11 protein-coding genes are annotated in these 13,770 nt (G+C 67.3%); 5 read left to right on the top strand and 6 right to left on the bottom strand.

Annotated features, from left to right (window positions below; genetic code table 11):
* The first annotated feature begins 29 nt into the window (after window positions 1–29).
* The 5 genes from dnaJ to GX414_04260 are packed head-to-tail and all read left to right on the top strand — an operon-like array spanning window position 30 to window position 5,214.
* A complete protein-coding gene (gene dnaJ / locus GX414_04280; protein NLI46305.1) occupies window positions 30–1,163 on the top strand; it encodes a molecular chaperone DnaJ in 1,134 nt (377 codons plus the stop codon).
* A gap of 12 nt (window positions 1,164–1,175) precedes the next feature.
* A complete protein-coding gene (locus GX414_04275; GenBank protein NLI46304.1) occupies window positions 1,176–2,099 on the top strand; it encodes a methyltransferase domain-containing protein in 924 nt (307 codons plus the stop codon).
* Between the two features lie 3 nt (window positions 2,100–2,102).
* Entirely contained in the window at window positions 2,103–3,530 is a 1,428-nt protein-coding gene (locus GX414_04270) for a GAF domain-containing sensor histidine kinase (protein ID NLI46303.1), read from the top strand.
* Window positions 3,523–4,593: a hybrid sensor histidine kinase/response regulator gene (locus GX414_04265; protein NLI46302.1), complete on the top strand. Its 1,071-nt coding sequence runs from the start codon at window positions 3,523–3,525 to the stop codon at window positions 4,591–4,593. The genes GX414_04270 and GX414_04265 overlap by 8 nt, the downstream gene beginning before the upstream one ends.
* Before the next feature lie 18 nt (window positions 4,594–4,611).
* Window positions 4,612–5,214 (top strand): hypothetical protein, encoded by a 603-nt coding sequence (locus GX414_04260; GenBank protein ID NLI46301.1) that lies wholly within the window; start codon window positions 4,612–4,614, stop codon window positions 5,212–5,214.
* A gap of 140 nt (window positions 5,215–5,354) precedes the next feature.
* Here the strand turns inward: GX414_04260 and GX414_04255 are convergent, their stop codons facing one another.
* The 6 genes from GX414_04255 to GX414_04230 form a co-directional block, all read right to left on the bottom strand.
* Entirely contained in the window at window positions 5,355–6,914 is a 1,560-nt protein-coding gene (locus GX414_04255) for an Hsp70 family protein (GenBank protein ID NLI46300.1), read from the bottom strand.
* A 93-nt stretch (window positions 6,915–7,007) separates the two neighbouring features.
* Complete coding sequence (locus tag GX414_04250; protein NLI46299.1) at window positions 7,008–7,712, bottom strand: hypothetical protein; 705 nt, start codon at window positions 7,710–7,712, stop codon at window positions 7,008–7,010.
* 10 nt (window positions 7,713–7,722) lie between these two features.
* Window positions 7,723–7,929 carry a hypothetical protein gene (locus GX414_04245; protein NLI46298.1) on the bottom strand — a complete coding sequence of 69 codons (207 nt, stop codon included), beginning with the start codon at window positions 7,927–7,929 and terminating at the stop codon, window positions 7,723–7,725.
* 30 nt (window positions 7,930–7,959) lie between these two features.
* Window positions 7,960–10,629 carry a hypothetical protein gene (locus GX414_04240; GenBank protein NLI46297.1) on the bottom strand — a complete coding sequence of 890 codons (2,670 nt, stop codon included), beginning with the start codon at window positions 10,627–10,629 and terminating at the stop codon, window positions 7,960–7,962.
* 12 nt (window positions 10,630–10,641) lie between these two features.
* Window positions 10,642–12,282 carry a tetratricopeptide repeat protein gene (locus tag GX414_04235; protein NLI46296.1) on the bottom strand — a complete coding sequence of 547 codons (1,641 nt, stop codon included), beginning with the start codon at window positions 12,280–12,282 and terminating at the stop codon, window positions 10,642–10,644.
* 3 nt (window positions 12,283–12,285) lie between these two features.
* Window positions 12,286–13,770, bottom strand: a 1,485-nt coding sequence (locus GX414_04230) for an Hsp70 family protein (GenBank protein ID NLI46295.1), incomplete at its 5' end; no start/stop codon positions are given.

Below are 13,770 nucleotides of genomic sequence, written 5' to 3'. Positions count from 1 at the left end.
CCTGACGCCGCCGCCCCTGGAGGAATCACTTGGCCAAGCGCGACTACTACGAAGTCCTTGAGGTGGATCGTTCCGCGTCACTGGACGAGATCAAGAAAGCCTACCGGCAAATGGCGCTCAAGCACCATCCGGATAAAAACCCGAACGACCCCGCCGCGGAGGAGAAATTCAAGGAGGCTGCGGAAGCCTACAGCGTCCTGAGCAACGCGGAAAAGCGCGCCCAGTACGACCGCTTCGGGCACGCCGGCGTGACCGGTTCGGCTTTCGAGGGCGGCTTCGACACGGTGTTCGCCGATTTCGCCGACATCTTCGATGGGCTGTTCGGCTTCGGCGACTTGCTCGGCCGGGGCGGCACCCGCGGCCGCAACCGGGCCCATCGCGGCAACGACCTGCAATATGAGCTGAAGATCTCCTTCCTCGAGAGCGCCTTCGGCACCGCGACGAAAATCAAGATTCCCGTCCTGGAGTCCTGCGCCGACTGCGGCGGATCAGGCGCCGCGCCCGGAACCAGTCCGACGGCGTGTACCACCTGCAACGGTCGCGGCCAGGTGCGCTACACCCAGGGCTTCTTCACCATCGCCCGTCCCTGCACGCACTGCGGCGGCACCGGCCGGGTGATCCAGACCCTCTGCGCCGCCTGTCATGGCCAGGGTCGGGTGCGGCGGGAGAAAACCATCGAGGTCAAGATCCCCGGCGGCGTCACGTCGGGTACCCGGCTGCGCCTGCAGGGCGAAGGCGAGGCGGGGTCCGCCGGCGGGCCGCCGGGCGATTTGTACATCCTGGTCTTCGCGGAGGATCATCCGCTGTTCCACCGGGAAGGCAGCGACCTGTATCTGGAGATCCCCATCAGCTTCACTCAGGCGGCCCTGGGCCACGAATTGCTGATCCCGACGCTGTTCGGTGACGAGAAGCTCAAGGTTCCCCCCGGCACCCAGCCCGAAACCGTGTTCAGGTTGCGGGGCAAGGGAATGCCGGAAATCGGGACCAGCGGCCGCGGCGACCTGTACGTACGGGTGAAGGTCGATGTGAACAAGAAGCTGTCCCGGGAGCAGCGGAAGCTGCTGGAGGAGTTCGGCCGGCTGGCCGACGGCGACACGCTTGCGGACCAGAAGAGCATGTTGCACAAAATCCGGGAGAGCCTCTCCCGTCCGACACCCAACTAGACGCTGGCGATCATGACGCAGGACGACCCGTGGGGGATCATCAGCTGGACGCTGCCGCAGGAACTGGAGGAAACGGCCTGCGAGCTCATGGTGCGACTGGGCTCGCTGGGCGCCGCCGTCACCTACCCAGCAGCGACTGACGTCACCATTCAGGCGTACTTTCCCCCGGGAGTGGATCTGCAGCGTCTGGCCGCCGAGCTGCCGCGTCGCCTGGCCCCTCAGTCCGCCGGCTCGTTGGCGCGGCCGCAGATCGGATTCGAAGCACGGGTCGACTGGGTGGCGCACGGGCGCGACGCGCATCGCGCCGTCACCGCCGGCCGCCATTTTCTCATCCACCCGTCGTGGGATACGCCCGCCGATCCCCGCCGGCGCCTGGTCATCCAGATCGATCCCCAGCAGGCGTTCGGCACGGGCAGCCACGAGACCACGCGGCTCTGCATCAAATTGATGGAAAAATATCACCGCGCCCGGCACACGCGGTGCCTGGACGCGGGGTGCGGCAGCGGGATCTTGATGATCGCCCTCGACCGCTGGGCCAGTTGGCGGTGTCCACGCACCGCGCCACGGTTCCGCGTGGACGGCATTGACCTGGATGCCGCCAGTGTCGAGGTGGCCCGCGAGAACCTCGCCGCCAACCGGGTGCGGTTGACACACGCAGTGCGCTGCGTGCCGTTGGAGGAATTTCAGTCGGCACCCTACCACTTTATTTTCGCCAATCTGTTGTCGGGGATCATCCTGTCCCACCGGGGGCATCTCGACCGCCTGCTTCGGCCCGGCGGGTTGATGGTGCTGAGCGGGATCCTCGGCGAGGAACTGTCCGGTATTCGCCCCGCCGCGACGGAGTGCGGCTGGACAATCCTGGAAGAAGACTGGGCGGGCGATTGGGCGGCGCTGGTGGTCCGGAAGCCGTCCGCCCCGACGCCCCCCGTGAGGTGAATCGTGGGCGCCAAACGCACCCGTCCGCCTGAATCCGCCACCGACCGCGCCCGGCTGCTCGCAGCCATGGACGAATTGGCCGAGTCAAACCGGCGCCTCATCAACCGCGAACACCAGTTGCAGCGGGAACAGCATTTCCGCGAGCTGTTTAATCGGATCGTTACGCGGCTCATCTCGTCCGATGACCTCAAGCGGACGCTCGACGATGTGCTGGTGATGCTGTGCGCGGCGACCGAGTCGGGCATCGGGGCAATCTACCTGCAGGCATCCGAGGAAAGGCGCTTTCTGCCCTTCGCCAGCCACAACCTCCCCGACCACCTGCCGCCGCTGGAACCGGGGGTCGGTCTGTTCGGCTTCGTCACCCGGGAGAAAAAGCAGTACGTGTCAGGGGACATCCCTCCGACCTTCCCCCTGAAGCTCCGGTTGGCTGACGACGTGGAGGTGCCGCCGCGCGTGGTGCTGATCCAGCCCCTGCTCCGCGCGGACCAGCTCCTGGGCGTGCTGGTCGCCGGGACCACCGCCAGCTATTCGCCCGAGATGCTGGACCTGGTGCAGCGCGCCGCTGTCCAGATCGCCATCGCCATCCTGAACGCCGTCACGCTCCAGCGGACGATCGGCCTGGCCCGGGAGCTGAAGTTCAAATCGGAGTCGCTACGCGAGCGGTATCGGGAGCTGGAGCGCGCCCACCAGCTCAAGACGGCGTTTCTGGCCGCTGCGTCCCACGAGTTGAAGACCCCCCTCAACGCGATCATTGGCTTTGCCAACGTGCTCCTGAAGCAGACGCACGGTCCACTCAACCCGCGGCAGCAGGAATACGCCCAGTACATCAAGAAGAACGGCGACCACCTGCTCAAGCTCATCAATGACACCCTGGACCTGTCCCGGATCGACTCGGGCAAGGTGGCGCTGGTACGCCGCCGGATCAACCTGGCGCAGCTTCTCAAAGAATGTGCGCACTCCATCCGGCCGCTGGCGGACCGCAAGGCGCAAACAGTCCACCTGCGGCTCGGTGATTCCATCCCCCCCGTGACGGTGGACCGCAGCAAGCTGAAGCAGATCGTGTTCAACCTGCTGAGCAACGCCATCAAGTTCGCCCCCGAGGGCTCCGCCATCACCGTGCAGGCGCAGCTCACGGAGTTCGGCGACGAGATCCGGATCTCGGTGACCGATAGCGGACCGGCGATCGCCGCGGAAGACCGGGAGCGGATCTTCGAGCCCTTCGTTCGCGCCGCCCAGGCCGCCGGAACGGAAGGCACCGGGCTGGGGCTGGCGCTGGTGCGCAAGTTGGTGGAGCTCCACGGCGGACGGGTCTGGGTGGAGTCCGCCGCGGCCGGCGGCAACACCTTCCACTTCACCCTGCCCACCGCCGGAGTGGACGCCCGCGGCCGGCGGGGCGATATCGTCAAGGCGAGGCAGACCTACGATGCATAACCCACCCCGGCTGCTCCTTGTGGACGACGTCGCGGAGAATCTGGTTTTGCTGGAGGCCATCTTCACCCCCGAGGGGTATGCCACCCGCAGCGCCGGCACCGGCGCGGACGCGCTGCGGATCGCTCGCGCGGAAGTGCCGGACCTCGTGCTGCTGGACGTGCTCATGCCCGGGCAGGACGGCTTCGCCGTGTGCCGGGCGCTCCGTGCGGACGCCGCCACGCGCTTCATCCCGGTCATCATGGTGACGGCGCTCAACGAACTGGAGGATCGTATCCAAGGGCTGGAGGCCGGGGCGGACGACTTCATCTCCAAGCCCTTCAGCGACGACCTGTTGCTGGCCAAGGTGCGCTCGCTGCTCAAGCTCAAGCAGTCGCGGGACGAGCTCGAGGCGCTGAAAACCGACTTCGCCAACATGATCGTGCACGACCTGCGCATGCCCACCCATGCCATCCTCGGCCTGGCCGAGCTGCTGCGTGAGGACTCGGCCGGCGGCGACGCCCGCCGCATGCTGGAGCTCATCATCACCAGCGCCCGGAAAATCGACCAGCAGATCACCGACTTCCTCGAGGCCAGCCGCCTGGAGGCGGGTCGTCTCAAACTGCAGCTCCGCGCCGAAGACGTCGTCGCCCTGGCCCGCCGTGCCATGGACCAGGCCCGGCCCGGCGGGCGGGCCCGGCAGATCCGGCTGGAGCTGGACGCCCCGTCCGAACTCGTCGCCCGCGTGGACGGCGATCGGCTGGGCCACGTGTTCCTGAACTTGATCCAGAACGCCATGAAGTTCTCGCCCGCCGGCGGCACGGTCACTGTCCGCATCGGCCCAGTCGGCGACCGCATCGAGGTCACGGTGGACGACGAGGGTCCGGGGATACCCGAAACGGACGCCGCCGCCCTCTTTGAGAAGTACATTCAGGGGGAGCGGCGCACCGGCGGCGTCGGCCTGGGTCTGTTCATCTGCAAAACCATCGTCGAGGCGCACGGCGGCCGGATCCGGGCCGAGAACCGCCCCGGCGGCGGCGCCCGCTTCCGCTTCGAGCTGCCGCTGCAGCCGCCGGTTCAATCCTGAGCGAAGGAGCCAAGCATCATGCATCGTATCCGTTGGGTGTGCGTATTGGCATTCGCAACGATTGTAGCCGGCGTGATGGCCCTGCCGCAAACGGCCGGCAACCCGTCTGCCCCCGGCGGCGGCGCCGACATCCGGACGCAATTGCTGCAGGAATTCGGCCGACTGAAAATCAAGGCCAAAGGGAAACCGAAAACCCTCCCCTTCGATGCGGTGGACAAGCGCCTCCAGGCGGTGGCGACCCGCTACGCGGAGCTGGCGGCCAACCGGCCCGCCGCGACCCCGGCGGAAGTCCCGATCGAACTGACCTTCGCCGAGCTGTTCGCCCCCAACCGCGAGGACTGCTTCGTCGCCCTGTCGAACACGGTCATCCGGCTCATGCCCGAGAGCGCCTTGGCAGATTTGGCGATCTACGCCCCGGACGCCCAGCCCGTGGGCACGTTCTCGAACACGTACACCTATTCCCGCACCGCCGTCAGCAGCTACACGCTGCATTTTTTCCAGTACCGAACCCCGGACGGGCGCCTCTCCAAGACCGGCCCCGACCTGCTGCTGGACCGCTTCCGCGCCCGCTGGACGGACGTCCGGGACCGCGTCTGCCTGTCCCTCCCCGCGACGGAATAGCCGCCGACCAGTCCGGCGAGGCGCACGCCGTTACCGCCCGCCGCGTTCAAGGAACGCGGCCTGTTGCATCACCGCGCCATCAACTCGCTCCGCCCGATGCCTTGATTCGACATCAGGTACTCATCGCGGAGACGCCGCGTCTAGTCATCATCCGCCCGAGTGATTTTCCTCGTAATAAAGGTGCAAGGATACGGCTTACGGGTGCGCAGGTCCGTGCACACCGCCGAGATGTCCCCGCTCACATCCAGAGTGATCGCCACCTCCATCGGGTTGAACCGGCACGCATGCGGATCCAGCTCGGCAATTCTCAGCTCACCGATTTTCGTATTGGCCGCCGCGTACTCTTCCTCGCCTTGGAACAGTTCCACCACGAGATCCGTTGTGAACATGGTCATTCCGCTTAACACAGGCAGGCAACGCGTGACGGGCAGGACCGTCCCCCTGGGAATGAGCGTCATGAATTTCCCTTCCGCCGCCGCGAAGCCCACCGATTGCCTGGCCGTGACGACCTCGACTACCCGGAACAACGGCGGCACTCCCTCCTCTGCAGCCGATCCCACCGGCTCCTGGTGTTGGGGACCGCCGATGGTCACGCGGCCGCCGGCGACGATGGCGGCGCCGTGCGCGACCGTCTCTTCGGGATTGAGGTCAGTGCGGATCGGCGGCACGCGCCCACCGCACCGCTCGGATAGGGCATCATGGAGCCATTGCCGCACCATGGGCAGCCGGGTCGGGCCGCCCAGGATATAGACCGCCGTCAGGTCGTTCCAGCCGAACGCGTCCGCACGCTCCGCTCCGGCCATGGCTTCGTCGAGACAGGTCACCAGCCGCGCCAGCAGCGGCCGAATCAGCTCCTGGTACTCTGTTCGGGTGATGCTCAGCCTCACGCTCAGCGGCTGGCCGTCGATCGCGGTCAGGAACGGCACGTTCAGTTCCGCCGCCTCCGCATGCACCAGTCGCTTTTTCACATCCTCCGCTTCTGCCATCAACCGCCGCTGCACCGCCTCGTCACCGGCCAGCTCCACATTGTGCTTCGCCTTGATCTGCCGGAGCGCCCACTTCATCACCTGCTCATCCATGTCCAGGCCGCCGAGCCGAAGCTCGCCGCCTGTTCCCACCACCGCGATGCAGTCGTCCGCCAGGTCCACGGCCGAGACGCTCACCATTCCTCCGCCTAGATCGACCAGCAGCACGGGGCCGCACACCGCCGCGCCACCGACCCGCTGCTTCAAGACAACGGCCGCAGCCGTGTTGTCGGGGATCAACCGTTGGACGTTCAACCCCGCAAGGCGGCCAGCTTCCCGGATCGCCGCATGTTGCACTTCAGGAAAGATCGTCGGGATGGCGATCACCGCGTCCTGCACCGGTTCGCCAATGAAGAACTCCCCACAGGTTTTCAGGTACTCCAGGATCAACGAGGTTATGGTTGGCGGGTCGTATGACCGACCGCCCAGGGTCACACAGATGGCAGACCCCAGTTGACGCTTGATGTATTGCACGGCCTGGTCGGGGTGGAACACTGCGTCCTGCTTCGCTTCCACTCCCACCACCACGTCGCCCGCTTTGTTCAGACCGACTGCGGACGGGGTGACACCCATCCCATACCGATTGAGGATGGTCACCGCCCGCTGCTGCCGGTCGTCCCAGCAGGCGACCTTCGAATAGATCGTCCCCAAGTCGATCCCAATGTTTTTGGACATGATCCTCATCCAGCGCGGGATGTCACCGGTCACCGTGAGACAATGCGAACGGGCACTACACTTCAGGCATGCTGCGAAGTCACGCGCGTCCGATCACCCCAGCTTGCGGTAGAGGGCGTCGATGTGGCCGGCGCGGGTGGCGCGGGCCACGGCCGGGATGCCGTCCGTGTATTGGGCGACCTTGCGCGCTCCCAGCACCCGGAACATCAGGGCCGCCAGGTTGAAATGGGACTCCTGCACGGCCCGTGGCAGATAGAGGCGCTTGATCTCGCGCTCCACGTAGCCGGCATGGCTCTCCATCACCGTCATGACCTCGTCCACCTCGTGCAGGCGCCGGATGGCCTCGGCCACGGTCCCCCGCCCCTCGATGCCGCAGCCGTACGCCGCCCGCATCACCTCGTCCATCCGGTCGAAGAGGTGGGTATGGTGCACGTGCTGGCCGCGGTGCACCAGTTCGTGCGCCAGGGTCAGCCGGAGGCCGTCGAGGTTGCTGTCGTCGACGTTTTCGCGGACAACCAGAATCTCCCGGGTGCCGTGGTTGTACGCCCCGGCGATGTTGCCTTCCAGCATGTACTCGGTGAGCCGCTCGATGGGATTTCGGGGGGCGTCGGGATCCACCCGGATGCCGGCGGCCTGCATCCGGCCCAGGACGATCTCCTCATAGCCGCGATGACGGGGCAGCACCCGTACCCGCAGGTCGCCGAGCTGCAGGTTCCAGCCGGTCAGGTGGGCGACCAGCGGGGCCATCTCCGCCACGAGCTGGCGCGCCAGGCCGTCGGTCACGGCGAGTTTGCCCATACGCGCGCGCCTACAGCTTCCCCATCGCCTTCAGGACGTCCTGCAGCACGCCGGTCTCCTGCTCGAGGGTGACGTCCGCCATCTTCAGAAGCTGGTTCTCCAGCGGACTGTCTTCGAGCTTTGGGCTGAGCTTCTCCTTTTCGATGGCGACGGGATCAAGCCGGCTGAGCAGCTCGCCCATCTGCGCCGCCTGCGTTCCCTGCTGTTCCTTGGCCATAGCGATTCACCTGTTCCTTCGGCCGGCCGCCTACATGATGCCCAACGCTTCCTGGAGGATCTTCATCTCCAGGTCGGTGATGGATTTCACCGCTCCTTCGAGCGCCTGATGCTGCTGGTTCAGCCGCTGCATGAGCTCCTGGATCTGGGGGGACTGGGCGCTGGACCGTTTCGATTCCAGGATCTTCTGGATCTTGGTGCCGAGCACGCCGGCGCGCTGGGCGTACTCCTGCACGGTAGGTTCCTCCTCGGAGTGGATCTCGAGGCCGCCTTTGCCCATGAACGACTCGTACAAGCCGCGGTCCTTCATCCGTTGCACCACTGTCTCCTGCAGCGCCTGGCGCTCGCCCCGGGGGACGTCCGCCGATTGGAGGTATTGCTGAAGGAGGGTGAAGTAGGCCTCGCGGGCGTCCCGGAGCCGCTCTTTCTCCGCCTCGTACTCGGACAGAGTCTGGGAGACGAACTTGGAGGCCACCCGCTCGCGCACTGACTGGAGCGCCTCAATGCCCTTCTCGCGGATGTCGTCGTCGGCACCGAGGTAGCAGTACACCAGACCCAGCATGGCGCGCCCTTCGGCGAAATCGGGCACCGCTGCCACGCTCCCCTCGAGGAGGGTCTGGATCTCCGCCATGGCCTTAGCCATGGCTGGCGCCTTGCCCGGCGCCTCCTGCAGCCGGCGCAGGCGGGCGATGGCGGCGAGGAATGAACACTCACCCGGGAACGCGGGCTGGATGCTGCGGCCGTCGGTCTCTGTCTCCGCCAGGTTGCGCAGGAGCTGCTCCAGCAGCGACCCGCCGCGCCCGCCGAAGGCGGCGCGCCGCCGCAACGACTCGACCGCCTGGAGCGCCTGGCCGAACTGCTCGGCCGCCTCCTGGAACGCCTGCCGGCGCAGCGCCACCAGGCCTCGGGCGGCATGACAGAAACCGCGGAGCTTGGCGATCTCCTGCGGATCGCTCACCAGCCCGTCGAGGTGCTCCATCTTCTTCACAGCCAACTCCGCTTCGTCGGCGGCGCGGACCCAGTCGCCCCGCCGGGCGAGTTCGGCGAACCGGTATAGGTGAACCCGCAGCAGGGCGTCGGCCACCTCTTTGTCCAGCGCCCCGATCCGGCCCACCTCGGCCAGCAGCTCCGCCCCGGCGTCCACATCCTGGGCCATCACCGCCATGGCCCGGCGATAGAGCGTCAGGCACAGGTAGTACCGGGCACTCCCCTGGTTACCCTTCAGGTGGGGCGGCCGGTAACCGGGCGCCAGGTCGTGGAGGCTCCGGAAGCAGCGCTCCGCCAGTTCCAGGTCCGGTTTCTCGACGGTCAGCGCCATGTAGCCGCCCAGGTACAACCCCTCCTTGTGCGCGGAGTCGAGTTCCAGGAGTTCCCGCACCGACTGGGCCGCCTCGGCGGGATGACCGGCCTGGAAGTGGGCGAATCCCAGGTCGAATAGTATCTCCTTGCGTCGGTCGGCGTTCTTCTCCGTCTCCAGATCGATGCGGTTGAGCTGGGCGATGGCCTTGGTCCACTCGCCCTCATCCAGGTGGAGGCGCGCCGTCTCCAGCGCCCGCCGGCGCGTGTCGCCCTGCCCGATGACCCGGACGAAATCGGCCAGCGAACGACCGCTGGCGACCACCAGCACGAGGATGCCCACCAGTACTGCACCGCCCAGGATCGTGTAGAGCACCCCGGTCGGCCAGGCGCCGATGGTCTCCGTCAACTTTGTGAGAGCACCGCGAACTGCCGGCGGGAAGTCGCTGATCGATGCGCCCCAGCGGGACAGGAGCAGCCCCAGGGCGGCGCCGCCGGCGGCGAGCGCGGCCAGCACGTACGGCAGCAGATGGGGGAACACCCGAGCGCCGTCGGTGCGATCGCGCACCTGGTCCACCACCGCGTAACCGCCGAAGATTAATAAGAAGCACCAGGCGGCGACCAACGCGGCTGCGGTGACGGACATCGCCGCGGCATCGATCCCCCACAGCCGGACAAGCGCCAGCGGCACGGTGACGGCGAGCACCGCGTTGAGCGCGAACGTCCAGTCCACCCGGGCCGGCTCTCCACCCGCCTCACCCTCAGCCACCGCCGAGGCGTCAACGTCCACCCCCATGTCCCGGAGCTGTCGCAGCAGGTTGTCCGCCAGGCCGGTCTTGTCCGGTTGTCCCTTGGCCAGGTAGTACGACCGGGCCCGGTTCAGGTAGCGGGCCGCACGGATGCCCTCGCCCGTGTGGGCGTAGCTGGCGCCCACCATCATCTCGGCCTCGGCCTGCATATCCCGGTCACTGCGGCTCACCGCCAGGTTCAGCGCCGTCTGCGCGGCCGTCAGGGCGTCGCGATAGTGGTTCTGGTTGTAGTTTTCGATGGCCTGGTTCAGGGTCAGCCGCGTCTGGGCGTTCTTCCAGCCCTGCAGGAATGTGACGAGGCCGGGGATGACCATGCCCGCGAGGCACGCCCAGATCCAGTTCGGGGTCAGGTGCTGGTAGACCAGGGTCAGCACCGCCAGCCCGAGGGCGGCGGCCACCACGGTCCGCACGAACGCCTTGAAACCGGGCCGCCCCTGGGCGAGCCCGATGGCCGCGATCACCACGGGCAACGCGATGCACAAGCCCAGATAAACGGTCAGCCACCAGGAATGGTACTGCTGATGCACCCGAACGATGCCCTGGTAGGCCCCTGCTGCGAGCAGCAGGGCGATACCGTATGCGATCGCTTGCGCCATGATCCCTCCGTGTCACTCCTGCCTGAATTCTGGACGGTCCAGCAGCCGGGCCAGTCCCTCCAGGATCTTCCCCTGGTCGGACGACAAGCTCATGGCCGCGAAGAAATGTTCGATCGCCTGCTCACTCTGCCCCGCCTCGAGGTGGAGTTCCGACAGCAGAACGTGCGCATCGGCGTGCGCCGGAAAAATGTCGATCGCCTTCTGGGCCCAGGTCATGGCCCGATCCGCCAGCCGCCGCTGTCGGTGCAGCCGCGCCCGCAACGTGTAGATCTCGGCCACCTCGGCCGGGTTCAGATTGCCGAGATGGATGACCTTCTGGATCACCTCCAGCGCTCCGTTGCATTCGGCCTCCGCGGGTTGGAACTGCTGACGGTCGATTTGCAGCCGGATGGCCTGGGCGCGCGCCGCCAGGTGATACGGATTGAGCTCCGCCACCCGGCGCAGCACGTTGACGGCCGGATCCGCATCGCCCGCGCGGCGGAGGATGTCCGCGTAGCGGATCATGAGCGGGATGCTGTCGGGAGAGGCGCCCAGCAATTCGAGGATCTCCCGCTTGGCCAGCGCGAAATGGCCGAAGCGGGCATAATGGTCCGCCAGCGCCTCCCGGGCGCTGGTCAGGGCGGGGTTTTCCTTGAGCGCCCGGCGGAAGGCGGCCACCCCCTTTTCGTAGTCACCGAGCCCCTCGCCGTACACGCGTCCGAGGAACAGGTGGGCGCGGGCGGCGTCGGGCCCGGCGGTCGCTTCGGCGAGCACCGCCGCCGCCAGGTCGAACCGGCGGGACTCGTAGAGCTGAATGCCGAGTTCCACGGGTGCCAGGCGCCGGGCGAGATCGTCGAGCAGCCGGATCATCTCGCTGACGGTGGCATAGCGGGCCCGGGGATCGCGGTGAAGCGCCTTGCCGGCCACGGCGCCCACGGCTTCGAGATACGGCGCCACCGCCTGGCCGATAGCCGACGGCAGATCGTCCAGCAGCGGCTCGAAGGGAGTGCAGTCGCCCCACATGATCTGCTCGGCCGTCGCCCACGGCGTTGCGGCGGCGAACGGCGGATGCTTGGCGAAGGCGGCATACAGGAGCATCCCCAGCGCGTAGATATCAGATGCCTGGCCGCCGCCGCCCCGGAGCTGCTCCCGCGCCACAAACTGGAGAAACGGATTGTCGGCAATGAGGCGGTGGCCGGGGAGCGGCTCCGTGGCACCGAAGCAAAGCAGGAAGGCCTGCAGGGGCGTCTGGCAACGCGCCACGATGGCCGCGGGATTCACCTGGCCGTGGATGAGGCGCCGGTTGTGAAGCTGCTCCAGGCCGCGGGCGACGCCCAGGATGATCAGGAGCAATTGGTGGCGGCCCGCCAGGCCGCCGCGGCGCAGGCGGTCCAGGCATGCGGCCAGAAGCTCGCCCTCGGGCCGGGCCACCACCACATAGCGCCCGGGGCCCACCGCCAGCTCCTCGCGTGGCGGCAGCAGCGCCTCGTGGAGCAGCCCGCCGAACGCTTCGGCGGGGGCGCGGTCGGCGGCGCAGGAGCCGGCGGGCCGGAACGCCTTGACGTAGACGGCGTCACCCGACCGGGAATCCGTGCCGGCGAAGAGCGCGCCGTACGCGTCGTGCGCCGCCGGGGAGTCGCTCACCTGGTAATGGCCGATGGCCGTCGTGGTCATGCGTCAGCTCCCCACCTCGTAGATGGTGTCCTGGAGGATGTACGCCTTGTCCTCGATCACGTCGGCGTTGCCGCCCGCCACCGCCTGGGCGAATCCGTTCATCGCCGCGACGAGCCGGGCCTGCTTGTCCGGTGGCAGACTGCGCGCCAAGGCTTGGGCCTTCTCCCAGACGGCGTTCCAGGACGCGGGGATCTTTTCGGGCGGCAAACCGGGCACCGGCGCCGTGGCGCCCGGTTGTGCCGGGCCCGGCGCGGGCGGCTGCGGCTGGGCGGCGGGCGGCGTCCCGTCAGGCGTTCCGCCGGGCGCCCCGTAGGCTCCGGCCATGGCCTGCATCACCAGCTCACGGTTTTTCTTGATCGTATCTTCGTCCATGCGGGTGATCCCGTCGAACTTGAACGATCCCTCGTAGACCCGGCGGGTGCGCAGGTCGGTACAGACCGTCGACAGGGTGCCGCTCGCGTCCAAGGTGAATTTGACCTCCAGCACATGCTGGCCGCGCGGCAGCGGCTCCAACCCCTGGATCCGAACTTCACCCACCTTGGTGTTGGCGGCCACGTATTCCTCTTCGCCCTGGTACACTTCCACCAGCAGCTCGGTGGTGAAATCGGCTGCGTTGGTGAAACCGGCCTGACTCTGCGTGATCGGGATGACCGACTCCTTGGTGATGATGCGATGGAACTTCACGCCCTCCACCGCGATCCCCAGCGAGTGCCCCGTGACGTCGAAAATCTTCACCTTGGGCACGGCCGATTCCGTCGAGGCTGCCTGTTCTTTTTTGACCTGCTCCAGCTCCTCCGGCGCCATCTCCTCCACCACCTCGGGTGGATGGCCGATGGGCACGAGCCCGCCGGCCACGATGGCCGCGCCCAGCGCCACCACCTCGTCGGGATTCAGATCGCTTTTGATCTCGAACTCGCGGTCCGGGCACTTTTCCTTCAATTTGTCTGCCAGCATCTTGCGGATGACGGGCATCCGCGTCGGCCCCCCCACCAGCAGCACGCCGTGCAGGTCGCCCCAGCCGTAATCGTTCGTCTTTTCGGCGCTGGCCACGGCCTCCTCGAGGCAAACCATCGACCGCTCCAGCAGCCGCATGATCAGCCCCTCATACTGCGCCCGGGTGATGGGCAGGAGCGGGCTCAGCGGCTGGCCGTTGATCACCGTCAGGTAGGGCACGTTGAGCTCGGTGGCCTGCATCAGCACCAGGCGTTTTTTCACGTCCTCCGCCTCCACCTTCAGCCGGCGCCGCACCGCCTCGTCGCCGGCCAGGTCCACGCCGTGCTTGGCCTTGATCTGCCGCAGCGCCCACTTCATCATCTCCTCGTCCATGTCCAGGCCGCCCAGGCGCGGGTCGCCGCCCGTCCCGACCACCTTGATGTCGTCCGCGGTGATGTTGATGATGGACACGTCGAACGTCCCGCCGCCCAGGTCGTACACCGCGTACACCTTGTTCTCGCCGGGCTGCAGGCCGCTCTTGACGCCGTAGGCGAT

It is taken from the genome of Acidobacteriota bacterium (assembly GCA_012517875.1).
Classification (GTDB): Bacteria; Acidobacteriota; JAAYUB01; order JAAYUB01; family JAAYUB01; genus JAAYUB01.
This window is presented reverse-complemented; position numbering and strand designations above follow the sequence as displayed.